This window comes from Gordonia sp. McavH-238-E (assembly GCF_022348225.1).
GTDB classification, from domain to species: domain Bacteria; phylum Actinomycetota; class Actinomycetes; order Mycobacteriales; family Mycobacteriaceae; genus Gordonia; species Gordonia terrae.
Map to the genome: position 1 here is coordinate 230,053 of NZ_JAKRFE010000003.1, position 25,757 is coordinate 255,809.

Here is a 25,757-nt window from a genome sequence, read left to right on the forward strand (position 1 = left end):
GACGCCACGAACCGCCACCCGACTCTGGGACCATGTCCTGCAGGTCGAGGTGTCCGGCGAACTCGAGGGAGCGCGATGCGACAGGTTCACGCCGGCGAACACGTCGACGGCGGCGTCTACGTCGACATCGCCGACGCGACCATCTGGCACTTCACGGCGGGCGAGGCGTATGGCCCGCCGACGGTGCTGCTCCACGGCCTGTTCGCCTCGGCGTCCTCGTGGGGAACCCAGATCCCCGCGTTCCTCGACGCCGGCCGGCAGTTGTTCGTGCCCGAACGGCCCGGTCACGGTCACAGCCCCGACCTCCCGGGCGACTTCAGCATCGAGCGGATCGTCGAACGCACGATCGTCTATCTCGAGAGTGTCGTGGGCCGACCGGCTCATCTGGTGGGATGGGCCGACGGCGCCGCGGTCGCGTTGCTCGTCGCCCGCGAGCGGCCGGACCTGGTCGCGCGGCTGGTCGTCGTCGGTGGCTACCTCAACGCCGCAGGCCGGACCGCCGACGCCTTCATCGACCAGGTCACGCGGCGAGATCCGGTCACGATGGACTACCTGCGGATCTACTACGACACCACCTCACCCGACGGTCCCGAGCACTTCGACACGGTCTTCGACAAGGCGGCCCGGATGCTGACGACAGAACCGGAATGTGACGTCGCCGGGTTTGCGGGGGTCGAGGTGCCCACGCTCGTGGTGGTCGCCGACCGCGGTCTCGTCCGCCTCGAACACGCGCTGGAACTCGCCCGGACGTTGCCGCGCGGACGGCTGGCGGTCATCCCGGGCACCCACATCCTGCCGGTGGAGTCACCGGAGCTGTTCAACCCGCTCGTCCTGTCGTTCCTCGCCGCCGACCCGCCGTCGGTGTGGGAGTTCGGGTGACCCTCAGGCCGGCGAGTGCACGCGGTACCACGCCTGGCGGCGCAGGGTGTCCGGGTCGGCCTCGACGTGGTCGGGGTCGTCGAGGACGAGGACCTTGCGGTCGGTCGTGGTGTAGGCGGGCCAGCCGAACCCCGGATCGCCGGTGCGGGCGAATCCGCCCCACCGCGTCTGGACGTTCTTCGTGACCCGCCCGGTGGCGGGCCAGTCCGCGAGGGCCAGACCCGCCCCCATCGGCGCCCGGTATGCGCCGAAGACGCTGAACAGCTCGGTGGCGTGCGTGGCGCCGAAGCCCGTGGCCTCCAGCACCTTCGTCTGATAGTCGTAGCGGTACACGTAGGTCGGGGCCACCGTGCTGTGTCCGTCGGCGAAGGCGCTCATCGGCGCCCAGAAGATCGAGTCGCCGGCCAGCCGGATGCGGTCGCGGTCGCCGTCCTCGTAGTGCGAGGCGATCTCGCGCCGAACCTCGTCGTCTTCGACCCGCATCAGCGTGCGTTCGGCGTCGGGCAGGACGTTCCACAGTTTGGCGAACAGCTTGCCCTCGTCGCGGTTGCTGCCGATCACGAGCGGTACCGGCTGGGTCAGCCCGGACGCGGCGGCGGCCAGCGGCGACCGTGGCAGCAGATCACCGTCGACCACGGGCGCGAACGGGATCGCACCGCCGGCGGTCTTGGCGGCGAATCGCATCAGCCGGTTTCCCGCCGCCAGCAGCAGGGCCGGATTGGGCGAGGTGAGCAGGCGTTGCGCGTGGACGGTGTCGACCGGCGGTTCATCGCGCTCGAGCGAGGTCGCACGTCGTTCCGGGTCCCGCAACAGGCGGACGAATTCGTCCGCGTAGATCGTCGCGGCGTCCTGTTCGACGATCAGCTCCGGAGCGGGGCTCTGCGCGATCGCGTGGTGGTACAGCCCGGTCGTCGACGGTGCCGACAGCAGGGACAGCACCGACGTTCCCCCGGCGCTCTCGCCGAAGATGGTGACGTTTCCGGCGTCGCCGCCGAAGGCCTCGATGTTGTCCTGGACCCACTGCAGTGCCGCGATCTGGTCGCGGAGGCCGACGTTGGAGTCGAACGGTCGGTCGTCGGTGGCGAACTGGGCGAGATCGAGGAAGCCGAACGGACCGAATCGGTACTGGATCGTCACCACGACGACGTCCTGGGAACGGGCGAGGAAGGCGCCGTCGTAGAGCGGGGTGGCCGCCGTGCCGAGGATGAATGCGCCGCCGTGGATGAACACCATCACGGGCCGCGGCGTCGACGACGCGGTCTCGGGCGAGTAGATGTTCAGCGTCAGGCAGTCCTCGGCCATCGGCGCGAACCTGCCCGGCGCGATGGCGGTGAACCGCTTCTCCTGGATGGCCGCCTTGGCCACCTTGGTGCAGTCGCGGACACCGGGCCAGTCGTGTGCGGGCTCCGGTGCACGGAACCGGCGGTGAGCCACCGGCGGTGCTGCGAACGGGATGCCTCGCCAGCTGATGGTCCCCTTGCGCAGCCGTTTCCCCCGGGCGCCCTCGACCACGCCGTTGCGGGTGGTCACCTTACTGTCGAGTAATGCCATACCCCCCACCGTAGACGAAACGGGGACTCCGTCCACCGGGTCGCGTGGACAACCGTCGGCGGGCCGGCCCGGGCCGCCGACGCACCCCCTAAAATGCCCTCATGGGTTCCGCCGCGGCGCGCATCGACCTGAATGCCGACCTCGGCGAGGGCGTCGGCGACGACGCGGCGATGCTCGGCATCGTCACCAGCGCCAACGTGGCGTGCGGCTTCCACGCCGGCACCCCGGCCGACCTGCTCGCCACCTGCCGGGCCGCGGTCGCCGCGGGGGTCCGGATCGGCGCCCAGGTGTCCTACCCCGACCGCAGCGGCTTCGGGCGGCGGTTCATGGAGATGACGACCTCCGATCTCATCGCCGATCTCGTCTACCAGATCGGTGCGCTCGACGCGCTCGCCCGCTCGGTGGGAGGCGCCGTGACCTACGTGAAACCGCACGGCGCGCTGTACAACACGGTCGTCCACCACGCGCAGCAGGCCGACGCCGTGGTCACGGCGGTCGCCGGCGTCGACGCCCGGCTGGCCGTCATGGGACTACCCGGATCGGAGGTGCTCGCACGGGCCCGACGTGCCGGCCTCGACACGATCACCGAGGCGTTCGCCGACCGCGCCTACACCCCGGAGGGCACTCTCGTACCACGCGGAACCCGGGGTGCCGTGCTCTCCGACAGCGACGAGATCGCCCGCCGGGTGGTCGAACTCGTCACGACCGGCCGGATCGGCGCGATCGACGGCACGCTGATCGACGTGGACGCCGCGTCGGTCTGTCTGCACGGCGACACCCCGGGCGCTGTCGAACACGCACAGGCGGTGCGCGCCGCCCTCACTGCGGCCGGGATCGAGATCGGCACCACGCCGGCCTGACCGGCCGGGGGCGCTGCTACCGGCGTCGCTGGCGCGCGAACTCGGCGAGAACCACACCCGCGGCGACCGAGGCGTTCAGACTCTCGACGTCACCGGCCATCGGGATGGACAGGATCGAGTCGCAGCTCTCGCGGACGAGGCGGGACAACCCCTTGCCCTCCGACCCCACCACGATCACGGTGGGGCCACTGCCGTCGTAGTCGTCGAGCGTGACGTCGCCGTCCGCGTCGAGGCCGACGAGCTGCGCACCGGCGTCGGCCCAGTCCTTCAGCGTCCGTGTCAGGTTGGTGGCGCGGGCGACGGGTAGACGTGCCGCGGCACCGGCGCTGGTCCGCCACGCGACCGCCGTCACGCTCGCGCTGCGACGCGCCGGGATCACCACGCCGTGTCCGCCGAAGGCCGCGACCGACCGGATGACCGCGCCCAGGTTGCGCGGGTCGGTGATGTTGTCGAGGGCGACCAGCAGCGGCGGCGTGCCGCTCGCCTTGGCCTCGGCCATCAGGTCGTCGGGATGGGTGTACTGGTACTCCGGCACCTGCAGGGCGATCCCCTGGTGCATCCCGTTGATGGACAGGCGGTCCAGTTCGGGCTTGCCGACCTCGAGGATGGAGATCGCCGAGTCGCCGGCGATCTTGACCGCCTCGGCGACCCGCTCGTCGGGTTCGGCGTTGGTGGCGATGTACAGCGCGGTGGCCGGCACACCCGCCCGGAGGCACTCCACGACCGGATTGCGACCCAGGACGTACTCCGGGCCCTCGTCCCGCGCCCGTGCCCCACTGCGGCCGGCCGCCGACTTCGACGCCGCCTTCGCCCGCTTGTGGGCCGGATGATACGGCCGGTCAACGGCTTTCGGCGTCGCACCGCGAGCCTCGAGTCCGCGGCGGCGCTGGCCGCCCGAACCGACGGTCTGCCCCTTCTTGGTGCCGTCCTTGCGGATCGCGCCCTTACGCTTGGAATTGCCTGCCATCACGCCTCACCCTTCAGAGCCCATTGCGCACCGTCGGGGGTGTCGGTGACCTCGATGCCGGCCTCGGCCAGTCGATCCCGCACCGCATCCGCGGTCGCCCAGTCCTTGGCGGCGCGCGCGTCTGCCCGCCGCTGTAATTCCGCACGCACCAGGACGTCGAGCGCCGAGGTGGCCGCCGACTCGTCGGCCGCCCCCGCCCACCGATCGTCGAGGGGGTCGACGCCCAGGATGCCCATCATCGCGCGCACCGCGGAGGCCGCCGCGAGCGCGCCGGCGCCGTCGCCGGACTCGAGCGCGGTGTTGCCCTGCCGAACCACGTTGTGCACGACCGCGAGTGCTGCCGGGACGCCCAGATCGTCGTCGAGTGCGGCGGCGAACTCGGGATCGACGTCCCCGACGACCACCTCGCCCGCACGCGCGCCCACCCGTTCCACGAACGACTCGACGCGTCGGTAACCGGCGGCCGCCTCGGTGAGCGCACCCGGCGAGTACTCCAGCATGGAGCGGTAGTGCGCGCTGCCGAGGTAGTACCGCAGTTCGACGGCCCGGACACGCTGCAGCATCGCGGGGATCGACACCACGTTGCCCAGCGACTTGCTCATCTTCTCGCCGCCCATGGTCACCCAGCCGTTGTGTAACCAGTAGCGCGCGAACGGATCTCCCGCACCATGCGCCTGCGCGATCTCGTTCTCGTGATGCGGGAAGATGAGATCCATACCCCCGCAGTGGATGTCGAACTCCGCACCGAGAAGCGAGGTGGCCATCGCCGAACACTCGAGGTGCCAGCCGGGCCGGCCGGGCCCCCACGGTGTCGGCCAGGACGGCTCGTCGGGCTTGGCCGCCTTCCACAGGGTGAAGTCGCGAGGGTCACGCTTGCCGGTTCCCGCGCTCTCGCCCTGGTGCACGTCGTCGAGCCGGTGCCCGGACAGCGAGCCGTAGTCCGGCAGGCTCTGGACGTCGAAATACACGTTGCCGTCGGCGACGTAGGCGTGCCCACGCTCGATGAGCCGTTCCATGTACTCGACCATCTGGGTGACGAAGCCGGTCGCGCGGGGTTCCGCCGACGGGGCCAGCACACCCAGCGCACGGTAGGCGTCGTCGAAGGCGCGCTCGTGCGTCGCGGCCCACTCCCACCAGGGCCGGCCGGCGTCCGCGGCCTTGCGGAGGATCTTGTCGTCGATGTCGGTGACGTTGCGGACGAACAGGACGTCGAGCCCCTTGTGGGTCAGCCAGCGTCGGAGGATGTCGAAGGCGATGCCGCTGCGCACGTGACCGATGTGCGGCACACCCTGCACCGTCGCCCCGCACAGGTACACCGACGCCTGGCCTGGGTGCAGCGGCACGAAGTCGCGCACCTCTCGGGAATCGGTGTCATACAGGCGCAGGGTCACGACCGGCAATCCTACCGGACCCTGACCTGGCCACCGACGGCCCGAGCCGCAGGTGCGTACACCTCACGCACGTTCGCCGGAGGCGGCGACCGGCTCGGCCGTCCGCGCGACGACCGCGGCGACCAGCGAGCGCATCTCGTCGAGGATCGTGCCCAGAACGGCCACCGCACGCTCGGTGTGCGGATACCGCACCCGGACGTGGATACCGTCGGAATCCCGCCAGAACCACCACTGCGCGGTGTCGGTCGGCTTGGAACTGGAGACCTGCTCGGCCCGGACCCCGGGATGCGGACCGGGAAGCCGCGTGTAGTCGACGTAGGACATCATGAACACGTCGCTGCGACGCTGGCGAAGCCGATGCCCGAAGGCGGCGTAGACCGGCGTCAGGCCGATCTCGGCCAGCGGCAGGGCCGCGGCAAGCCGTGCGGTGTTGACGGGCAGGGCCTCGAGCAGATCGTCGCCGGCGGTGATCAGCAGCGGGGCGTTGCCGACCGACCAACCGACACACCCGGGCCCGGCGCCGGTGCCGGTGGGCACCACGGTTGCCACCTCGGCGGGTCCGCCGATCGACTTCACCGCCTTGGCCGCGCACGTGAGGATCGCGGGGTACGTCCGCCCGCCGTGCCGATGGACCTCGGAACTGAACGCCCGGGCCGAGTCACCGGGCAGCAGGGTCGTCACCATCGTGCGCATCTCGGCGGCGGCACCCGCCGGTACACCGAGGTCGACGGGGAACTCCGGGACCTGCCAGTCGGTCGCGGCGAGGAACTGTTCCCACTCCCCCAGTCGGGCGTCGTCGGGGGTCACCGCCGCCTCGTGCCCGGCCACCCGACGCAGCGCGTCCAGGCCGGACTCCGCGGGCGCCGGCGCCGCTCCGGCGAGCAGTTCGCAGATCTCCGAGGACAGCAGCGCCATCGACCGCGCGTCGACATAGCAATGGTCGAAGCCGCACACGAGTGTCGTGCTCGACGACCTCCGGACGGCGGCCAGAAAGTGCGGCATCGGCTCGAACGGGTTGCAGGTCGCCGTGATCCGCTCGGCCAGCGCGGCCGCGAACGTCGCGGGTCCGAGTCCGGCATCCGCCTCGTGCGAGCCCTCCGTCATGTCGACGCCGCCATGGCTCAGTCGCTGATAACCGGCGTCGGTCGCGGTGTAGTGGCAGCGCAGGACGTCATGGCGGGCGATGACCGTCGACACGACCGCGCCCAGACGGCCCAGGTCGATCCGCTCGGCGAAGTCGAGCGTGAGCGCGATCCAGCCGGGCTGCCCCTGCGCGATCGAGTCCAGATGGAACCGTTCGTTCTCCGACACGGGCACATTCGCCGGCGCCGCGGATCCCGCCGGTACCGGAAGCCAGCGAACCAGTTCCCCCGGTTCGACCTCCCATGTCTCCGAACTCGAGAGCTTCACCGCACGGTCTCCTCGCTCGCGTAGTCGTTCAAGATGGCGCCGACACGCGCGAGGTGTTCGACGACCGATGCGCGCGCGACGTCGTTGTCGGGGAGATGGCACCGGACGACGAGACCCGCCGGAGTCCGTGTGAACCAGAGGTTGGCATTTCGGGTGGGGCCGACGCCGCTCGAGGTCTGCATCGTCGCCAGTGCCGGGTCGTCGCCGATCGGCAGCCGGGCCAGATCGGTGTAGGACACCATGTACGGGCTGCCGTCGAGGCCCCGGAAGACGCCTTCGGCGGCGAGGATCGCCAGGACCCCGTGCGCGGGTGCCGAACTCGCGTTCCGAGCGGCGCGAACGCTGTTCCCGGCCGTGCGCACGACATCGTCGAACGTCGCTCGCGCGCCGGTGGGGAGGTCGACCACGATCGGCGCGAAATTGCACAACCAGCCCTGGGTCCATGCGGTCCCGGCGTCGCGGGTGGCCAGCACCGTGGAGACGAAGAAGCGCGACTCCCCGGTGATCTCGCGATGCCGCACGGCCAGCGCGGCGTAGAGAAGGCCGGCGAACCCGCCACCGGTGGCCGCCAGCCGGGCGTCGCAGCGCGCCAGCGCATCGGGGTCGAGCAGCCACTGTTCCACCGCGACCGCGGGAACCGGGGCGGCGTCATCGGCGAGACCGAGGTCGAGAGGGCACAGCGGTGCGCGACCGTCGTTGTCCGCCAGGGCCTCCCGCCACACGGCCACTCGGTCGTCGTCGGCGGCGAGGGCGGCCGCAGCCGACCGTTCGGCGAGGATCGCAGGTCCGAATGCGCCCGGTGCAGGCAGATCGGCCCCCGCGCCGTCCCGGTGCGCCCGGTACAGGGCGGTGATCTCGGTGAGCGCCAGCACCGACGAGTATCCGTCGCCGTGCGCGTGATCCGTGGCGGCGAAGAAGGTGAACCCGGCGTCGTCGACCGTCGCCGCCCACCATGAACCCGGAACGAGTTCCGCGCGAGCGCATTCCGATGCTCGACGGCCCACCCACGACCCGACGTCGGCGTCGTCGACCAGGAGGGGCTCGGTGCCGGCGACCTCGATCACGAACTCCCGCGGTGGGCTCACCCAGCGCTCGGGGCCATCGGGTCCCGGCCGGTAGTGGGCGCGGAGCTCCTCGTGCCGACGGACGAACTCGGTGAGCGCCGCGGCCATCGCACCCTCGTCGAGCGGGGTGTCGAATCGCAGTGCGGCGAGCAGGAATCCGGTGTGCATCTCACCGCGTCGCCGCTTGTCGCCCATCGTCGCCAGGTGATCGGACTGCAGGAACGACACCCCGGTACCCCACCGCTGCGCGGCCCGGCCCACGCGCGCGGCATCGCGCAGTGCCCATTCGACGGTCCGACCGCCGGTCAGATGCCCGCGAAGTGGCACGACCACCGAGCCCGGGGTACCGAACCGGGGCGTGGCGAATCGGGGGGTGGCGAACCCGGACCGCAGCGCGCCGGTCATCAGCTGCCGAGAGCGGCCGTCGACCCTCCGGTGTGCACGCCGGCGGGCACGGACTCGACCGCTCGATAGGTGTACTCGCAGTCACCGTCGGCGACGATCGTCCTGAGGATGGCCTGGAACGTGGAGAGGAACACCTCGACGGCCCCGGCGTTCTCGTCGGCCGGGAATCGTGCGGACACGTTCACGCCGGTCGGGATCCGGTTGATCCAGAAGTAGACCTCGTCGGCGTCGCGCGTCGCGCTGCGCAGCACCCGCGCCTGGCGCGGGGTCCACTCCGCCGCACCCTCGGCGTGCCGGAGATCGATGTACGACACGACGAAACCGGGCGGCGTCACGTCGCCGCCGATCAGTTCGGCCACCGGCGCGAACGGGGCGGCCCCCACGGCCTTGTACTGCGCGGAGGTGGCCGCCACCGTCGTCAGGGCGTCGGTGAACCTCGCCGGGCGGCCGGGCCGGACCGCGACCGGGATGATGCCGACGAACCAGCCGACGGCTTCGCCCCACTCGATGGCGTTGCGGGTGTGCACCGGCCCGATGAAGCGAAGATCGGCGCTACCCGACAGGGCGGCGGAGGTCATCGACAGCGCGGTGTAGATCCCGGCCGTCATCGACGACCCGGCCCCCTTGCAGACGGCGTCGAATCGCTTGGTGTCCGCGGCATCGAGCAACCAGTGCGACAGAGTCGCCTGGAACCCGTTCTCCGGCAGTCGCTCCGAGACGATGGTGCGCGGCGAGTCGGACGGGACCTCGAACCGCGGGAAACGCGGGATCGGCTCGGGTTGCACCGCGGTCGGGGTGTCGTCGAAGAAGTCGCGCCACTGGCTGACCGCGGCGTTGTTCGCGTCGATCTGCTCGCCGAGCCTCCGTTCGGCGTCGCTGAAGTCGAGGTAGCTGCCGAAGTCGTTGAGCGCGTGCGGTTCACCCGTCACCTCGGCGGCGTAGAGCGCGGTGAGCTCGCGGATGGCGAACACCTGCGTGTACGCGTCCATCACGGTGTGGTCGGCTGCGAACACCAGCAGGAACCCGCTGTCGTCGCCGGTCGGCTCCACCGTCACGGCGATGCAGTGCGGCCAGCTGAGCGGGGTGACCGTGCGGTTGAAGTAGTCGATGACCAGGTCGGAGACCTCGCCGGCGGGCAGGTCGGCCCCGAAATCCCGCTCGCGCACGGTGATCGCGTCGGCGGCAACGGTGATGCGGGTCAGGTCGCCCTGCGGATGATCCGGCTCGTGGACGCGCACCGAGGTCCGGAATGCCTCATGGCGGCGATACCAGGCGATGATCGTGCGGGACAGTGCTTCCCGGTCCAACCGATGTTCGATCCGGAACGCCGTGCCGATCCACTGGCTGTACCATTCCGAACCCTCGCGGACGGCCCGCCGGGCGTGCTCGAGATGCATGTAGGACAGCTGGCGTGAGTCTGTCTGCCATTCCTCGGCGTCGACCTGCGGCTCCCAGGCGGTGACGGTGCCGCCGGGCATCGAATAGTCGGTCAGCTCGGTGTATTCCATTGCAGTCCACCTACCTTCTGTCGTCTACGTGCGCCATCGGCGCGGGTGTTCGGATGTGTTCAGGAGTGTGTGCGGTACGGGGATTTCACAGACCCAGTCCGCGTCGGAGGGTCGGCCAGCTCTCGCGTTGCTGATCGACCCAGTAGGGCCACGAATGCGTGCCGGGGTCGACGTAGCGGATGGTCGCCGGAACGTTCAGCTGATCGAGTCGGGCGTCCAACTGCTGCGTGCACCAGAGGGAGCCGACTTCGATGGCGCCGCCGATGACCTGGCGGTCGGTCGGATTCTCGTTGCCCGGATAACCCGGCGCGTCGTACCGGCCGGCGCGGCCCGTTCCGGTGGAGACGTAGACCGTCGACCCGCGCAGGTTGGCCGCCTTGGCGACGACGTCGTGCTCGGCCCAGGCCGGATCGCCCGGCGGGCCCCACATGTTGTCGGCGTTGCCGCCGAAGGCTGCCACGATCCCCCGGGGGTAGGCCTGACCGGCCGGACCCGTGGTGGTGAAGCAGCCGCTGTAGGCCGCCACCGCGTCGTAGAAGCCCGGGTTGCGGACCGCGAGTACAAGCGCGGCACCGGCACCCATGGACAGACCGGCGATCCCGCGGACACCGTTGCCGTCGAAGCGCTCGTCGATCAGGGACGGCAGTTCCCGCGTGAGAAATGTCTCCCACTTGTAGCGCCCGAGCGTCGGGTCGTCGCGTTGCCAGTCGGTGTAGAAGCTGCCGTCACCCGCGATGGGCATGACGACGTTGACGTTCTTGTCGGCGTAGAACCCGGCCACGTCGGTCTTGAGTGTCCAGATGCTGTTGTTCGGGTCCTCTTCGTTGAGACCGCCGAGCAGATAGAGCGACGGGCGCGGCCCGGTTCCGGTGCGTGGTGTCACGACCTGCACCTTGATCGTCTTGTCCATCGCGGCGGAGTACACGTCGAGAAGATGCGTGTGGGGACCGTCGGGGACGGACCGCTCGATCACGGGGCGTTGCGGCGCTGCTGTCGCCGGGGCGGCGGCGAGCGAACCGGCGAGACCGAGCACCGCCGTCATGGCTGCGACAGTGAAGAAGGTGCGCTGTGTTCCGCGGCGATGAGGTGTTCGGCGGGAAATACCCGTCATGTCGTCGCGTCCTCCGAGTTCTGCGGGAAAGTCATCTTCTGACAAGGCTTTCGGGGCTGACAGACGTCGTGGCAGCACCCCGGCGGGTCTCACGATGGTCACGACAGTAACCGGATCGAACCCGAATTGATAGTTCGGCAAGCTAATCGTGTACTAGCAAACCGCTCCTCAACGATCGCGAGTCAAGTGACGCAGTGCGACCTGTGGTAAGAAGCCTGCGGCGTCCGGGGCGCTGTCGACACCCGTCGCCTGGCCTAGGGTTGGCTTACCTTAGCATGGCCCGGACGCCGGGACCGACCTCGACCGACGCCGACGTGCATCACCAACGGCGTGCATCCATCAACAGCAGGGCAGACATGAACTTCGCATCGCTGGTCCGCCACGACGAACAGTCGTCGCCGGGACCCGTCGTCGACCGGTTGACGGCCGATGACGACCTCTTCGTCCGGATGGATGTCGTCCTCGGTCTTCCCGTCGTGAATCAGACACTGTGGCGGTTTCCGGGCTCCGTCGATGTCGACACCATCACCGCGCTGGGCCAGAAGCTGCGATACGGACGCCTGAGCCGGCTGGTCACACGACATCGGGGGCCCGGCCGCGCGTATTGGCGCTACACCCCGGAAGCCGGCGCGGTCGAGGTGCAGGACGACCCGGTACCCGCAGGCGACGAAGAGGCATGGGGCCGGACCCAGGCCGACGCGCCGCTCGACTTCGAGAAGGGGCCGGCCTGGCGGCTCGTCGTCGCACGGGCCGCCGCCGACGACTCCGTGCTGGTCTCGCTGATCATCTCCCATGTCATCGCCGACGGCGGGACCGGCGCGGTGGCGGTCATCGAGGCCATCCACGGCCTCGACTATGTCCCCGGTGCCGAACCCGGCCTGGTCTCCGACGTCCGAGATGCCGCCGATCTGCTGTGGACCGCCGGCCGGACCACGGTGCGGATCTGGCGCGCGAGTCGCTCCACCCCGCCGGCGTCGCCGGTGCGCGTGACCGGTCGGCCGGCACCCGGGACCGACGTCTCCGACGCCGAGACCGCACCGAACGTCACGGTCCTGATCCCGCAGGCGGACTACACCGCGGCGGCCAAGACGCGGGGCGGCACCGACAACAGCCTGTTCGCCGCCCTCATGGTCGGCGTCCTGGAACGCAGCGGCCGCGTGTCGCCCGGTGACGTCGTCCCGGTGTCGCTGCCCGTCTCGTCCCGGACGCTCGATGACCGGCGCGCGAATGCCAGCTCGGGCGCAACGGCTTTCGTCGAGGTGGACCCGCAACGCTACGACGACCTCACGGCGGTGCGCACCGCCTGCAAGGACGCCTACGGACGACTGGCCGCGAACTCGGGCGCCGTTGCGCAACGGGCCGTCGTGCTGCAGGCGCTGAGCAAGCCGATCACCCGACGCCTCGCATCGAACGTGACCACGCCGCTGTGTCTGGCGTCGAACGTCGGCCAGGCACCCGACGAGTTCGCGACCCTCGGCACCGGAACGCCCGGGGCACTGTCGATCCGGGCGATCACCGCCACCGGTGACCCGGCACGGCTGCGGGATCGCAAGGGCGGCATCAGCGGGTGGCTCGCGGTCAACGACGACCATGTGATGTTCAGCGTCAGCTCTCTGGACCCGGTCCGCATTCCCAACACCGCATCCTTGCGGACCCTCGTCACCGACGAGCTCGATGCCTGGGGAATCTCCGGAAAGTCCTGGGGCGCATGAGGTTCGCTTTTGCGGTGCACGGCAGCCGCGGGGACATCCAGCCGGCCATCGCCCTCGGTGCCGAACTCACCCGACGCGGACACGAGGTACGGCTCGCTGTGCCGGAGGACCTGGTCACCATGACCGCTGCCTCGGGTCTGCCGACGCAGGTCCTCGCCCCCTCCACCGCTGAACTCCTGGCCAGTCCCCTGGTGAAAGAGCGTCTGAAGTCGAAGAATCCGCGCGTGCGCCTGCGGGCACTCGGCGAAGTCGCCGAACACGGACGCGCGACATCCGAGCGGGTGATGGCCGAACTCGCCGACGCCTCGGATCTGCTGGTCACCGCTCCACTCGCCCAGGACCGCGGCGAGGCCATCGCCCAGAGTCGGGGCATCCCGTTCGTGCCGTTGCACTACTGTCCGTTGCGCCCCAGCGGAAGTCTCGACGTCCGCTATCGCCACCATCCCCGGCCCGTCTCCCGGGCCATGTGGTCTCTCGCCGATCGCACGTACTGGCTGACGGTGCGCGGCGCCGACCGGCGACTCCGCGGCCAGCTCGGCCTGCCGGCGGTGAAAGGCCCTCTCGGGCGCCGACTTCGAGCGCGCGGTGTGCCGGAGATCCAGGCCTACGACACCGCGTTCTTCCCGGGTCTCGCCGAGGAGTGGGGTGCACAGCGCCCGCTGGTCGGATTCCTGTTGCCCGACACCGCGACCCGTCACGCGATGTCGGCCGGCACCGACGCCACGGGGTCCGCACTGGACTGGATCGCCGACGGCGAGCCGCCTGTCTACGTCGGTTTCGGCAGCATGAAGATCACCGACGAGCAGATCGCCGGCATCGTGACGAGCCTCCTCGGTCGCGGCCTCCGCGTGATCGGGCACACCGAACACGCACTGCCACAGGACGATCGACTTCTGCACGTCGCCGGACCCGTCGACCACGAAGTCCTGCTGCCGCGATGCCGCGGCGCGGTCCATCACGGTGGTGCGGGCACCACCGCGGCTGCGACCCGGGCGGGAATCCCATCGGTCATCGCCTGGCTGAGTGCCGACCAGCCGATCTGGGCGGCCGCCCTGCGCAGAGCGAACGCCGGAGCGGGCAATCGTCTCGCCCGATTCGGTCCGGACGATCTCGACCCGCTCACCGATCCCGCGATCGCGGCAGGCGCCGCGCGGCTGGCCCAACGCCTGACCCCGCCGGCCGCGGCGGTCGACCGGGCCTGCGACATCCTGCTGGCCGCAGCAGGTTAGCCCGCGGCGTCCAGCAGGGCGGTCGCCACCGCGGCGATCCCCTCGCCGCGGCCGGTCATGCCCAGCCCGTCGGTGGTCGTCGCCGACACCGAGACCGGTCCGCCGAGCGCGTCGGAGAGCACCTGTTGCGCCTCGGCGCGGCGCGGCCCGATCTTGGGTCGGTTGCCCACGACCTGGACGGCCGCGTTCACGACGCGCAGTCCCTCCGCCTCGACGAGCGTTCGCACATGGGTGAGCATCTGCACGCCCGAGACACCCTCCCACTCCGGACGACCGGTCCCGAACACCGAACCCACGTCGCCGAGACCCGCGGCCGAGAGCACCGCGTCGCACAGCGCGTGCGCACCGACATCACCGTCGGAGTGCCCTTCGCACCCGGGTTCGTCGGGAAAATTCAGGCCGACCATCCAGCACTGGGCGGACGGGTCGACGCGGTGGGCGTCGGTTCCGATGCCGACCCGCATCATCGACCCACCACATCTCGCACGATGCGCAGGTCCCAGGGTGTGGTGATCTTCATGGCAAGTGGGTCTCCGGGGACGAGGTGGACGTCGATTCCGATTCTCTCGGCGAGACCGGCGTCGTCGGTGGCGAGACCGAAGGCATCGGCATGAGCTCGCAGGAGAGTGTCGCGGGTGAATCCTTGCGGCGTCTGGACGGCGCGCAACTCGTCGCGGTCGACGGTTCGGGTCACGCGCTCGAGGCCGCCCGGGACCGACACGACCTGTTTGAGGGTGTCGACGACGGGAATCGCGGGGACGACAGCCGGATGCCCGGAGCGAACCGCGTCCACCACGTCGACGAAGACACGTGCGGGAGTGAGCGGCCGGGCGGCGTCGTGCACGAGCAGGATGCCGGCGTCACCGGCTGCGGCGATCCCGGCACGCACCGACTCGGACCGATGAGCGCCACCGGCGACGACGCGGACACCGGGAAGCAGCATGCGAGCCCGCTCGATGAGGTCGGCGGGCACCACGACCACGACCGATGCCCCCAACGCCGCGGGGATGTTCTCGACGCACCGTTCGATGATCGTGCGGCCACATAGATCGACGAAGGCCTTGGGTACCGGCTCGCCGAGCCGGGTCCCCGACCCGGCGGCCGGGATGATCACGCACACGTCAGCGCCGGATCGGTCCGGCGTGGGGGTCACTGAGAGTTCCAGTACCAGATGCGACCGGCGATCAGGAAGCGGCGGCGAGGACCTCGTCCAGCATGCTGGTGGCCTTCTCGTCGTCGGTGTTCTGGGCGAGCGACAGCTCGTCGACCAGAACGCGACGGGCGCGGGTCAGCATCCGCTTCTCGCCGGCCGACAGGCCACGATCCTGCTCGCGACGCCAGAGGTCGCGGACGATCTCGGCGACCTTGATGATGTCGCCCGAGATCAGCTTCTCCTGGTTCGCCTTGAACCGACGAGCCCAGTTGGTCGGCTCCTCGGTGTGCGGGGCCCGCAGAACCTGGAAGACCTGGTCGAGACCCTCCTGGCCGACCACATCACGAACACCCACGTACTCGAGCTTCGTCGAGGGAATCTGAACGGTCATGTCACCGTCGGCAACCTTGAGAACAAGGTATTCGATCTGCTCACCCTTGATGGTCCGGGTCACGATGTCTTCGACCCGAGCAGCACCGTGATGGGGGTAAACGACGGTGTCGCCAACTTTGAAATTCAATGTTCCTTGCCCCTTTCGAGTAGAGCCAGTCTAGCACGGGCGTTCCGAGGCACCCACCCAACGGTGCAGGTCAACGCGGTGAACGCGTTTCATGACAGGCTCTTTCGAGGTCGCGAGGGGTGCGCGGTGAGGGTTGGCTACCTCACCGGAGGCCCCGACGGACGACTTTCGCGGCAGGCCGTCGGCGACGCGTCGGCACCACTTGCCCGGGCCCCCGTTGGACCGCCCGGCCACCCCCGGGGCGGCGTCGCCGGACCGTCCCGGACACGCGTGCGCCGAAGCAATCGGGTACCCGGCCGGACTTTTCCGCACCACGCCCACTACGCTGCGTAGTGCAGGGTTTCGCGCGCTGCATGTCGGCTTCGTTTGACCTGGGAGGATCGGGTGTCAGTGCTTTCACTTTCCGCGCGGCGGTCGGCGGTTCGGCCATCTCGCATGGTGACCGCGGTTGCCGCGATCGGCATCGCCGTCGCCCTGGGTGTCACCGGGTGCGGCGCGGGTCAGATCTCGCAGACCGCCAATCAGCTGCCGGCGGTGAACGGCGCGAACGTCAACCTCGACGAGCTGCAGCTCCGCGACGTGCAGGTCCTGTACCCCGAGAACGACGCGTCCACGGTCTTCGGTGACGGCGGGCCGTTCGAACTCGCCTTCGTGATCGCCAATGCCGATCCCCTGGTCTACTACCGCCTCAAGGAGATCAAGCCCGAAGAGGGCCAGGTCACCTTCATCGAGGGCGCCGAGGCCGACGACCGCATCATCCCGCCCAACGGGGCGCTCCGCGGTGGCACTCCGGTCGGGGCCAATCCCGAGTTCGAGAAGCGCCTGAGCGTGAAGCTGGACAACACCGGCGACACGGTCGCAGCCGGTCTGACCACCGAGCTGACGTTCGTCTTCGAGAAGCGCGAGGCCGACGGCAGCTGGGTCGATGCCGGACAGACCACCGTCGACACCCCGGTCGACGGCGGCGCAGAGCTCGAACGCCAGGATGTGGCGCGCAACGCCGAGCCGACGTTCTACAACCAGCACCACGGCGACGAGGGCCACGCCGAAGAGGGCTCCGGCGCAGGCACCGGCGAACACGGCGCCGACGGTGAGGGCCACGGCGAAGGCGGCCACTAGAACCCCATGATCTGTTCGACGAACGAGGCCCGGCACACGCCGGGCCTCGTTCGTCTTGTCGGTGGCTCCACCTAGGCTGACCGGGTGGCCAAACCCAAGTCCTCCTTCCGCTGCACCGGTTGCGGCCATCAGGTCCCCAAATGGGTGGGCCGATGCCCCGAGTGCGGGGAGTGGGGCACGATCGGCGAGGTCACGGGCGTCCCGACCTCGTCACGGTCGACGGCTGCGGTCGCACCGTCGAGCCCGGCGCTGCGCATCACCGAGGTCGACGCCGAAGCGTCGGCTGCGGTACCGACCGGCATCGGCGAGCTCGACCGGGTCCTCGGCCGCGGTGTCGTGCCGGGCTCGGTCATCCTGCTGGCCGGTGAGCCCGGCGTCGGCAAGTCCACGCTGCTGCTCGAGGCCGTCAAACACTGGGCCGGACAGGGCCGTACCGCGCTCTACATCACCGGTGAGGAGTCGGCCGGGCAGGTCCGCATGCGGGCCGAGCGCACCGGTGCGGTTCACCAGAATGTCTATCTGGCGGCGGAGACCGATCTCGCGACCATCCTCGGCCACGTCGACTCGGTGGCCCCCTCGCTCATGATCGTCGACTCGGTGCAGACACTCGTCGCATCGGGGGCCGACGGCGTCACCGGCGGGGTCACCCAGATCCGCGCCGTCACCACCGCCCTGGTCTCGCTGGCCAAGAATCGCGGGGTCGCGGTCATCCTGGTCGGTCACGTCACCAAGGAGGGCGCGGTGGCCGGGCCGCGGTCGCTCGAGCACCTCGTGGACGTCGTACTCGCCTTCGAGGGTGACCGGCATTCGACGCTGCGTATGGTCCGCGGCGTCAAGAACCGTTTCGGCGCAGCCGACGAGGTGGGGTGTTTCGAACAGCGCGACGACGGCATCCACCAGGTGCCCGACCCGTCGGGAATCTTTCTGCACCAGCGCGATTCAGACGTGAGCGGAAGCGCCACCCTGGTGACGATGGATGGCAAGCGTGCCCTTGTCGGCGAGGTCCAGGCGCTGGCGAACGGGACCGAGATGAACATCCCGCGGCGCGCAGTGTCCGGCCTGGACATGAATCGGGTCTCGATGGTCCTGGCCGTCCTGCAGGCACGCGGGGGCCTGAAGCAGATCGCGAAGAGCGAGGTCTACCTGTCCACCGTCGGCGGGATGCGGGTGACCGAGCCGGCCGCCGATCTCGCCATCGCTCTCGCCGTGTACTCGACGGTGAAGAATCAGCCCATCCCGCAGTCGACGGTCGTCATCGGCGAGGTCGGGCTCGGCGGCGAGGTCCGACGCGTCTCGGCGGTCGCCCGCCGGCTCGCCGAGGCGAAGCGACTCGGCTTCCGGGAGGCGATCATTCCGGCCGCCACGGACGAGGAACTGCCGAAAGGCATTCGGATCCTGCGCGTCGCGAACATCGGTGACGCCGTCGGCCTCCGCGCGGCCGACCCGGTGGACGCGCCCTTCTGACGGTGAGCCGGCCCTACGGGTACATCCGGCTCTTGTACTCCTCGGCTCTCGAGCTCTTGTCGACATGCTCGGCGAAGTGCTTGCGCACATCGATCGTCACGAAGATCGCGTGTGCGGTCGCCACCGGCTTCTCCGGGTCTCCGATGTGGGCGCTCGCCTCGGTGTAGATCTTCCGGCGCTGCCGGCCCAGCAGGTTGGCCGAGAACTGCAATGTCGACCCCACCGGGATCGGCCGGAGGTAGTCGATCTCGAGATGCACCGTCACCCCGGACGGCCCGACCAGCAGCGGGATGGTGCCCATCACCTCGTCGAAGGCGGTACTCAGGATGCCACCGTGGATGACACCGGGACCGCCTTCCATCCGCGTCTCGACCTTCATCGAGGCGTCGACGGTGAATCCCTCGCCGGCATGGACGACCAGGTGCAGGCCCTGCGGTGAATCCGGCCCGCAGCCGAAGCACGTCGGGTTGTGCATCCGCACGGGTTCACCCGCCTTCGCCGCCTTCGGGTGGCGCTCCACCTCGTCCAGCTCGTCGGGCACCACAAAACTGCTGCTCTTCACACCCCGGTACCCTAGTCACATCGCAATGGCCGATGTCAGGGGGCATGTGGCCCGGTGGCGACGCCCGGTCGCCGCAGACAGGTCCGGAGAAGGGGAGACATGGTCGCCGAAGTGGTGAGATCCGAGCTGACGCGCGAGACGGTCGCGCGCGTCGCGCCCGGCACCGGGCTCCGCGACGGTCTCGAGCGCATCCTCCGCGGCGGCACCGGCGCCCTGATCGTGCTGGGACACGACTCCGACGTGGAGAAGATCTGCGACGGCGGTTTCCACCTCGACGTCGAATTCGCCCCCACCCGACTGCGCGAGCTGGCGAAGATGGACGGTGCGGTCGTGCTCTCGACCGACGGCAAGCGCATCGTGCGCGCCAACGTCCAGCTGGTCCCCGATCCCTCGATACCGACCGAGGAGTCCGGCACGCGCCATCGTGCGGCCGAACGAACCGCCATCCAGACCGGTCACCCGGTGATCTCGGTGAGCGCGTCGATGTCCATCGTCAGCGTGTACGTCGACGGGGCCCGTCGCGTCGTCGAGAGCCCGGACCCGATCCTGTCCCGAGCGAACGTCGCCCTGGCCACACTCGAGCGGTACAAGGCGCGGTTGGACGAGGTGATCTCGGCTCTCTCCCGTGCGGAGATCGAGGACTACGTGCTGCTGCGCGACGCCATGTCGACCGCGCAGCGGATGGAGATGGTCCGGCGCGTGTCGGTCGAGATCGAGGAGTACGTTCTCGAACTCGGCGTCAACGGCCGACAGGTCAGCCTGCAGCTCGAGGAACTGATCAGCGACAACGACACCATGCGCGAACTCCTCGTCCGCGACTACTACGCCAGTCCGGAACCGGCCACCGCCGAAGATGTCCGCCAGGCGCTGGAGGTCGTCGAGAACCTCAGCGACGCAGACCTTCTCGACCTGACCCTGCTGGCCGGCGCCTTCGGGTACCCGACCACCATCGAGGCCCAGGACACCGCGATGAGTCCTCGCGGTTACCGGCTGCTCGCCCGGATCTCACGCCTGCAGTTCGCGCACGTCGACCGGCTCGTCCGCAGCTTCGGCACGCTGCAGGCACTGCTCGCGAGTTCGTCGGCCGACCTGCAGGCGGTCGAGGGAATCGGCAGCATCTGGGCCCGCCACATCCGCGAAGGTCTGTCGCGGCTGGCCGAGACCAGCATCGAACGCTACGACTAGTCGCGGCTCGCTCAGGGCTCCTGAGCAGGCGCCACCATGTTGAACGTGATCGGGAACGACTCGCGCTCACCGATCTTGCCGATGGCCGAGTACGACCCGGCGGGCACCTGGGTCCGCGGACGCTCACAGCCGGGGCTGCTCGTGGTGCCCGACCAGGTGATGGTGTCCTTGACCTGCTGTGCGGGCTTGAGGACGACGTTGTTCACGGTGTTGAGCGGCGAGCAGTCGCGCGCCGACCAAAGTGTCCGGGTGCCGTCCAGGGTGCGCACGATCACGTTCTGGACGGCCTTGCCGACATCGCGCGTGCACTCGGACAGACCGGCATTGGTGGTCACGATGGTGAACACCGGATTCTGCCCGATCGTGTAGGTCGGCTTGTCGGTGTACAGGACCACCGAGATCGCTTGGTCCGGGCACAGCGCGGGACCCGCGGCTCCTCCGGGGACCCCTGCGGGGCTTGCCGATTCGACGGGACTCGACGTGCCGGCGGGCGGTCCGGCGGGTGCATCCGAACCGCCGGCACCCCCGCCCGAGCCGCCACCGGCGTCCGGTTCGCCCGAGGCGCCACCGGCCTGCGGTTCCGAGGCGGGTGGTGCCGACGTCGTCGACGATGCCGACGAACTCGACGAGACACTCTGCGTGGCCGCAGTGTTCTGGGGATCTCCGCTCCCCGACGTCATCCAGACGATCAATGCGACGACCAGACCGACCACGACCACCGCACCACCCACGGCGACGGCGCGGCGTCGCCAGTAGATCTCGGGTGGCAGCGGGCCCTGGGGTTCGATCACGCCCACCACGCTAACGGCCGGGTATTGACTTCCGGCTGATCACGTGCGGCGTGTCGCAGCCGAAAAACGGCCCGGAGCAGGCAAAGTCTAGAGTTCGCCTTCAGGCTCTGAAGGGCCGGCGTCAGGCGGATTCGGCGGCCACCGCGGTGGGCGCCGGACGCTCGCCGATGTCGCCGTAGACGCCCTGGACGTTGACCTGCCCCTCGTTGAGCTGGTAGGTCAGGCCCACGATCGCCAGGCGGCCGGTGCTGATCCGGTCGGCGATGATGCGGCTGCGCTGCATGAGCAGCTGGCCGGTCTCGACCACGTGGCGGGCCTCGAACTCGTCGACTCGCGTCAACCCTTCACTGCGACCGGCGAGGATGCTGGGGGTCACACGCTCCACGACGTCACGGATGTAGCCACCGGGGATCTGCAGGTCGTCGAGCGCATCGAGAGTCGCCTTGACCGCGCCGCAGCTGTCGTGCCCGAGGATCACGATGAGCGGCACCTGCAGCACCTCGACGGCGTATTCGAGGGAGCCGAGAACAGCCGAATCGATCACGTGGCCGGCCGTCCGCACGACGAACATGTCGCCGAGTCCCTGATCGAAGATGATCTCGGCGGAGAGCCGCGAGTCCGCGCAGCCGAACAGCACGACGTGCGGATGCTGACCCCCGACGAGTCGCGCGCGGTCCTCGATACCCTGGCTGGGATGCTGAGATTCACCTGTCACAAATCGGTCGTTGCCGTCGCGCAGGATGCGCCACGCGTCCCGTGGTGTGTTTGCGGTCATGCCCAATAGTGTGCCACCGGGCCGTCTGCTCGGTTGGTTCGATACCCACGAACGAGATCTCCCCTGGCGCGATCCGTCCTGCACCGGCTGGCAGATCCTCATCAGCGAGATCATGTTGCAGCAGACCCCCGTGTCGAGGGTGGTCGAACCCTGGCAGGAGTGGGTACGGCGCTGGCCGGTCCCCTCGGCGATGGCCGCCGAACCGGCCGGCGAGGTCCTGCGCGCGTGGGGCAAGCTCGGCTACCCCCGCCGCGCGCTTCGTCTCCACGAGTGCGCGAAGGTGCTCGCCGCCGAGCACGGCGACCGCGTCCCCGACGACGTCGAGACGATGCTGGCCCTGCCCGGGATCGGCGACTACACCGCCCGCGCGGTCGCCTGCTTCGCCTACGGTCAGGCCGTGCCGGTCGTGGACACGAACGTCCGGCGGGTCATCGTCCGTGCGGTCCACGGTCGGGAGCAGCCGGCGAACCCGTCGCGGCGAGATCTCGCCGACGCCGAGGCCCTGCTCCCCCGGTCCCCCGACGGCACCTACGCCGCGTCGGCCCCGCGCTTCTCGGCCGCACTGATGGAGCTGGGCGCTCTCGTCTGCACCGCCCGAAACCCGAAGTGCGACAACTGTCCTCTCGTCGACTGCACCTGGGTCGGACTCGGCCGGCCGGCCCATTCCGGGCCACCGCGCCGGGTGCAGAAGTTCGCCGGCACCGACCGTCAGGTACGCGGACTGCTCCTCGACGTCCTTCGCAACTCGAACGATTCGGTCGACCGCGCCGCCCTCGACGTCGTGTGGACCTCCGACACCGCACAGCGCGACCGTGCCCTGGACTCGCTTCTCGTGGACGGACTGGTGGAGATCACCGTCACCGGCCGGTACTGCCTGGCCGGCGAGGCATGAGTCCGGTCCGTCGACGCGCGGACGACGATTCTGGGACGTCTGTCCAGGTCCGGGTTCGCGAACCCGCCACCGCGAACCCATAATTCGTGCCACGATCATTGACCAGTCGTTTGATCGTTCAGAGATAGTCTCCCGCCGGGGTCACTTAGTTGCTAATGTCCCGGTCCATGAGTCAGCCGCCGTATCCCCCTGTCCCGCCACCGGACCCGCAGCAGCCGGGCGGCTTCCCCGGTCAGCAGCCGCCGCAGTACGGGCAGCAGCCACCGCAGCCGCCCCAGTACGGGCAGCAGCCTCCACAGCAGCCGCCGTACGGCCAGCAGCCGCCGCAGCAACCCCAGTACGGCCAGGCACCCCCGCCTCCCGGCGGCCCGCAGTACGGCGACGCCGGGTCCTACCCCGGAGCCCCCGACCCCTACGGCGCACCAGGCGATTCGGGCAAGATCGACGTGGGCACCGCGTTCTCGTGGGCTTTCGGCAAGTTCAAGAACAACGTCGGCGCGATGATCCTGCCCGGACTCGCGGTGTTCTTGCTGGGCGCCGCGCTCATCGCGGTTGGATTCTCAGCAGCTGCGCTGTTCGGCACCACCGAGACGACCACCGACGAATACGGATTCACCTATACCGAGACATCGCTGGGCGTTGGCGGATCGATTCTCTTCGGCTTGGTCTATCTCGTATTCATCCTTGGCCTCCTCTACATCCAGGCCAGCATCATCTCGGGCGCGGTCCGGGTCGCGAACGGTGAGCCGGTGACGGCGAAGTCGTTCCTCACCCCGATCCGGTTCGGCCCGGTCATCGGAACCGCGATCCTCGTCGGCATCATCACCGGGATCGGCTACGCGTTGTGCATCATCCCGGGCATCATCGCGATGTTCTTCCTGATGTTCTCGGTCGTCGCGACCATCGACAAGAGCCTCTCGCCGATCAACGCGATGAAGGCGTCCTTCGAACTGACCAAGTCGAAGGTCGGCGACTCGATCCTGACCCTGCTGGTCACCTACGCCATCAACCTCGTCGGCGTACTGGTCTGCTACGTGGGCCTGATCGTCGCGGCCCCGGTCGCGCAGCTGTTCCTCGTGCACTGCTGGCGTCGGCTCAACGGCGCCCCCATCGCGCCTGCCGACCCGACCTGATCCTCCCAACCCGATTCGGGGCGCACACGATTCGTCGTGTGCGCCCCGAATGTCGTTGTGCCAGGCGACGTTGTGCACCAGAACACGTTGTGCACCGGGGTGTCAGAGGTCGAGTCCGGAGAGAAATGCCTCGACCGCGCCGCGATAGACCTGCGGTGCGTCGTCGTGGACGAGATGCCCGGCGTCCGGCACGCGGATGTGGCGGGCATGGTCGTTCTCCGCGCACATCGTCCGCATCTGTCCGGGCGGGGTGACCCCGTGCTCGGCCTCGATCAGCAGCGTCGGTACGCCGACCGACCGCCACTGGGTCCAGAAGTCGCGCCGGCCCCATTCCTCGGCGATCGCGGCCCACAACGGAATCCGCCCGTGCAACCGGCCGCCGTCGAAGGCCTCGAAGAAATAGCGTCCGGCAATCGGGCCGAACATCGCCACGGCCTCGGACTCCGACGCGAACCGCTCCGGCCAGGACTCGAACCACGGGGTCCAGTTCGACGTCGACCGGCCGCGGAAGTCGGGCGCCATGTCCTCCACGACCAGGGCGGCCACCAGTTCCGGGTACTCCGCCGCGGTGCACCATGCGTGCAGGGCCCCCATCGAGTGCCCGATGAGGACCGCGGGCCCGCGGTCGATCCAGGTGAGCACCTCGGCGAGGTCGGCGACGAACCGTTCGGTCGCGAGTTCGCGGTCGTCGCAGGGATCTTCGGCTTCGGCCCCGGTGTGGAAGGCGGCGTCGAAGGTGAACACCCGACCGTACCGGCGCAGCCAGGGGACCTGACGCCGCCATGTGCGGCCGCGGCCCATCAGGCCGTGCAGCAAGACGATGGGCGGCGACGTGCGCTCGAACGCACCGTGGGCGTCGTCGGCGAGGTCGGGGCCGCCGTGATCGCGGAGCCCGGTCTCCTGCGGAACCTCACCGTCGAACATGCCAGAACTGTAGTCGCAGAGGCGTGGTGACACCGACCGCCGGCGCTGGTGTCGACATCGGTGTCGACGTTCGCCCCGACCGCCCATGCGCGGCGCCTATGGTGGACGCATGTCTGTTGTGAAGATCAATGCCATCTCTGTCCCCGAGGGTGCCGGCCCCGAACTGGAGAAGCGATTCGCCAATCGCGCCCACTCGGTGGACGGTTCCAAGGGGTTCCTCGGGTTCCAGCTGTTGCGGCCCGTCAAGGGCGACGACCGATACTTCGTCGTCACCGAATGGGAGTCCGAGGAGGATTTCCAGGCCTGGTCGGCGGGGCCGGCCCGCGAGGCGCATTCCGGGGAGCGCGCCAAGCCGGTCGCCTCGGGCGCCGATCTGCTCGAGTTCGAGGTCGTGCTCGACGCGCGGCCCAAAGCCTGAGACGAGCGGACCCTGACCGTGGATCCGGCGGCCGGCGAGGTCCTCGTCGCGCCGATGTTCCCGCTCGGCACCGCGTTGGTGCCGGGCGCGGAACTGCCGTTGCGCATCTTCGAGCCGCGCTATCGACAGATGCTGGACGACCACGTCGACACCTCGTCCGATCCGCCGACGATCCGGTTCGGGGTGGTGTTGATCGAGCGCGGTTCCGAGGTCGGCGGCGGTGAGTCACGATGCGAGGTCGGCACTCTGGCCCACGCCGAGATCACGGGCCGGCTGCCGGACGGCCGCGCGGCGCTGACCGCGATCGGCCGCCGCCGGTTCCGGGTCGAGGAGTGGCTGCCCGACGATCCGTATCCGCGCGCCCGCATCACGGTGTTGCCCGAGCGGACCCCGAGCCGCTCCGATCTGGCCCGTCTGCGCGACCTCGCCGAGCGACACCGTGAGCTGATCCGGCGGAAGTTCCGCGCCGCCGGTGAGGACCCCGAGCCGATCATCGCCGCCTTCGCCCTCATCGACTCCGATCCCCGGGCCGCGGACCTCTCGCCCATCCACCGGTGGGCGGCGCAGACGGCGGGACAGCCACATGACCAGCAACGGATCCTCGAAGCCGACGACCCGTCCGACCAGATCGAGCTCCTCGACGACGTCATGCAGGGGATGGAGGCCAGGGTGGCGTTCGGCAGTTCCTGACGACCACCCCTGGCATCAGAGTTAGAACGTGTTCTAGTATTGCG

Annotated in this window: 25 protein-coding genes; 11 read left to right on the plus strand and 14 right to left on the minus strand. The window is 69.6% G+C overall.

Annotated elements, in window-relative coordinates:
* Positions 1-75 precede the first annotated feature (75 nt).
* Positions 76-879: an alpha/beta fold hydrolase gene (locus MHN80_RS05330; RefSeq protein WP_239400019.1), complete on the plus strand. Its 804-nt coding sequence runs from the start codon at positions 76-78 to the stop codon at positions 877-879.
* Between the two features lie 3 nt (positions 880-882).
* On the opposite strand, the gene MHN80_RS05335 is transcribed toward MHN80_RS05330, so the two are convergent.
* A complete protein-coding gene (locus tag MHN80_RS05335) occupies positions 883-2,430 on the minus strand; it encodes a carboxylesterase/lipase family protein (RefSeq protein ID WP_101820093.1) in 1,548 nt (515 codons plus the stop codon).
* A 101-nt stretch (positions 2,431-2,531) separates the two neighbouring features.
* On the opposite strand from MHN80_RS05335, the gene MHN80_RS05340 reads away from it, so the two are divergent.
* Entirely contained in the window at positions 2,532-3,290 is a 759-nt protein-coding gene (locus MHN80_RS05340; RefSeq protein ID WP_239400021.1) for a LamB/YcsF family protein, read from the plus strand.
* A 16-nt stretch (positions 3,291-3,306) separates the two neighbouring features.
* Here the strand turns inward: MHN80_RS05340 and rlmB are convergent, their stop codons facing one another.
* The 6 genes from rlmB to MHN80_RS05370 all read right to left on the minus strand — a co-directional run bounded on the left by rlmB (position 3,307) and on the right by MHN80_RS05370 (position 11,077).
* The gene (gene rlmB, locus MHN80_RS05345) at positions 3,307-4,257 is read right to left on the minus strand and encodes a 23S rRNA (guanosine(2251)-2'-O)-methyltransferase RlmB (protein ID WP_239400023.1); all 951 of its coding nucleotides are present in this window, start codon (positions 4,255-4,257) and stop codon (positions 3,307-3,309) included.
* The gene (gene cysS, locus MHN80_RS05350) at positions 4,257-5,648 is read right to left on the minus strand and encodes a cysteine--tRNA ligase (protein WP_064569543.1); all 1,392 of its coding nucleotides are present in this window, start codon (positions 5,646-5,648) and stop codon (positions 4,257-4,259) included. Before cysS ends, rlmB begins: the two co-directional genes overlap by 1 nt.
* Before the next feature lie 63 nt (positions 5,649-5,711).
* Complete coding sequence (locus MHN80_RS05355; protein ID WP_239400025.1) at positions 5,712-7,058, minus strand: condensation protein; 1,347 nt, start codon at positions 7,056-7,058, stop codon at positions 5,712-5,714.
* The gene (locus MHN80_RS05360; protein ID WP_239400027.1) at positions 7,055-8,527 is read right to left on the minus strand and encodes an acyltransferase; all 1,473 of its coding nucleotides are present in this window, start codon (positions 8,525-8,527) and stop codon (positions 7,055-7,057) included. The genes MHN80_RS05355 and MHN80_RS05360 overlap by 4 nt, the downstream gene beginning before the upstream one ends.
* A complete protein-coding gene (locus MHN80_RS05365; RefSeq protein WP_239400029.1) occupies positions 8,527-10,035 on the minus strand; it encodes a condensation domain-containing protein in 1,509 nt (502 codons plus the stop codon). Before MHN80_RS05365 ends, MHN80_RS05360 begins: the two co-directional genes overlap by 1 nt.
* A gap of 85 nt (positions 10,036-10,120) precedes the next feature.
* Positions 10,121-11,077, minus strand: a complete 957-nt coding sequence (locus MHN80_RS05370) for an alpha/beta hydrolase family protein (protein ID WP_239400031.1) — start codon at positions 11,075-11,077, stop codon at positions 10,121-10,123.
* Between the two features lie 425 nt (positions 11,078-11,502).
* Between MHN80_RS05370 and MHN80_RS05375 the strand changes: the two genes are divergently transcribed.
* Together MHN80_RS05375 and MHN80_RS05380 are read left to right on the plus strand one after the other, a co-directional pair.
* The gene (locus MHN80_RS05375) at positions 11,503-12,858 is read left to right on the plus strand and encodes a hypothetical protein (protein ID WP_239400033.1); all 1,356 of its coding nucleotides are present in this window, start codon (positions 11,503-11,505) and stop codon (positions 12,856-12,858) included.
* On the plus strand, positions 12,855-14,087 hold the full coding sequence (locus MHN80_RS05380; protein WP_239400035.1) for a nucleotide disphospho-sugar-binding domain-containing protein: 1,233 nt from the start codon (positions 12,855-12,857) through the stop codon (positions 14,085-14,087). The genes MHN80_RS05375 and MHN80_RS05380 overlap by 4 nt, the downstream gene beginning before the upstream one ends.
* Here the strand turns inward: MHN80_RS05380 and ispF are convergent.
* Genes ispF through MHN80_RS05395 form a run of 3 tightly spaced genes read right to left on the minus strand, consistent with a single transcriptional unit; the run spans position 14,084 to position 15,760 of the window.
* Positions 14,084-14,551, minus strand: coding sequence for a 2-C-methyl-D-erythritol 2,4-cyclodiphosphate synthase (ispF, locus tag MHN80_RS05385; protein ID WP_033205341.1), 468 nt, complete (start codon positions 14,549-14,551; stop codon positions 14,084-14,086). The genes MHN80_RS05380 and ispF overlap by 4 nt on opposite strands.
* Positions 14,551-15,240, minus strand: coding sequence for a 2-C-methyl-D-erythritol 4-phosphate cytidylyltransferase (gene ispD / locus MHN80_RS05390; protein ID WP_239400037.1), 690 nt, complete (start codon positions 15,238-15,240; stop codon positions 14,551-14,553). The genes ispF and ispD overlap by 1 nt, the downstream gene beginning before the upstream one ends.
* 31 nt (positions 15,241-15,271) lie before the next feature.
* On the minus strand, positions 15,272-15,760 hold the full coding sequence (locus tag MHN80_RS05395) for a CarD family transcriptional regulator (RefSeq protein WP_004020903.1): 489 nt from the start codon (positions 15,758-15,760) through the stop codon (positions 15,272-15,274).
* A gap of 435 nt (positions 15,761-16,195) precedes the next feature.
* Between MHN80_RS05395 and MHN80_RS05400 the strand changes: the two genes are divergently transcribed.
* The gene (locus tag MHN80_RS05400; protein WP_004020904.1) at positions 16,196-16,879 is read left to right on the plus strand and encodes a hypothetical protein; all 684 of its coding nucleotides are present in this window, start codon (positions 16,196-16,198) and stop codon (positions 16,877-16,879) included.
* Between the two features lie 84 nt (positions 16,880-16,963).
* Positions 16,964-18,343: a DNA repair protein RadA gene (gene radA, locus MHN80_RS05405; RefSeq protein WP_239400039.1), complete on the plus strand. Its 1,380-nt coding sequence runs from the start codon at positions 16,964-16,966 to the stop codon at positions 18,341-18,343.
* 13 nt (positions 18,344-18,356) lie between these two features.
* On the opposite strand, the gene MHN80_RS05410 is transcribed toward radA, so the two are convergent.
* Positions 18,357-18,905, minus strand: coding sequence for a PaaI family thioesterase (locus MHN80_RS05410; RefSeq protein WP_033205345.1), 549 nt, complete (start codon positions 18,903-18,905; stop codon positions 18,357-18,359).
* Between the two features lie 99 nt (positions 18,906-19,004).
* Here MHN80_RS05410 and disA point away from each other — a divergent pair, with 99 nt between their 5' ends.
* Positions 19,005-20,090 carry a DNA integrity scanning diadenylate cyclase DisA gene (disA, locus tag MHN80_RS05415; protein ID WP_064569491.1) on the plus strand — a complete coding sequence of 362 codons (1,086 nt, stop codon included), beginning with the start codon at positions 19,005-19,007 and terminating at the stop codon, positions 20,088-20,090.
* A gap of 11 nt (positions 20,091-20,101) precedes the next feature.
* On the opposite strand, the gene MHN80_RS05420 is transcribed toward disA, so the two are convergent.
* Positions 20,102-20,881, minus strand: a complete 780-nt coding sequence (locus tag MHN80_RS05420; protein WP_239400041.1) for a hypothetical protein — start codon at positions 20,879-20,881, stop codon at positions 20,102-20,104.
* A 121-nt stretch (positions 20,882-21,002) separates the two neighbouring features.
* Positions 21,003-21,656 carry a carbonic anhydrase gene (locus MHN80_RS05425; RefSeq protein ID WP_239400043.1) on the minus strand — a complete coding sequence of 218 codons (654 nt, stop codon included), beginning with the start codon at positions 21,654-21,656 and terminating at the stop codon, positions 21,003-21,005.
* Here MHN80_RS05425 and MHN80_RS05430 point away from each other — a divergent pair.
* Both MHN80_RS05430 and MHN80_RS05435 read left to right on the plus strand, forming a co-directional pair.
* Positions 21,655-22,548, plus strand: coding sequence for an A/G-specific adenine glycosylase (locus MHN80_RS05430; RefSeq protein WP_239400045.1), 894 nt, complete (start codon positions 21,655-21,657; stop codon positions 22,546-22,548). The genes MHN80_RS05425 and MHN80_RS05430 overlap by 2 nt on opposite strands.
* A 167-nt stretch (positions 22,549-22,715) precedes the next feature.
* Positions 22,716-23,681: a hypothetical protein gene (locus MHN80_RS05435; RefSeq protein ID WP_239400047.1), complete on the plus strand. Its 966-nt coding sequence runs from the start codon at positions 22,716-22,718 to the stop codon at positions 23,679-23,681.
* Between the two features lie 102 nt (positions 23,682-23,783).
* Here the strand turns inward: MHN80_RS05435 and MHN80_RS05440 are convergent, their stop codons facing one another.
* Positions 23,784-24,605, minus strand: coding sequence for an alpha/beta fold hydrolase (locus MHN80_RS05440; RefSeq protein ID WP_239400049.1), 822 nt, complete (start codon positions 24,603-24,605; stop codon positions 23,784-23,786).
* A 109-nt stretch (positions 24,606-24,714) separates the two neighbouring features.
* Between MHN80_RS05440 and MHN80_RS05445 the strand changes: the two genes are divergently transcribed.
* Positions 24,715-25,023 (plus strand): antibiotic biosynthesis monooxygenase, encoded by a 309-nt coding sequence (locus tag MHN80_RS05445; RefSeq protein ID WP_004020913.1) that lies wholly within the window; start codon positions 24,715-24,717, stop codon positions 25,021-25,023.
* Between the two features lie 54 nt (positions 25,024-25,077).
* Entirely contained in the window at positions 25,078-25,713 is a 636-nt protein-coding gene (locus MHN80_RS05450; protein WP_239400336.1) for an LON peptidase substrate-binding domain-containing protein, read from the plus strand.
* Positions 25,714-25,757 lie beyond the last annotated feature (44 nt).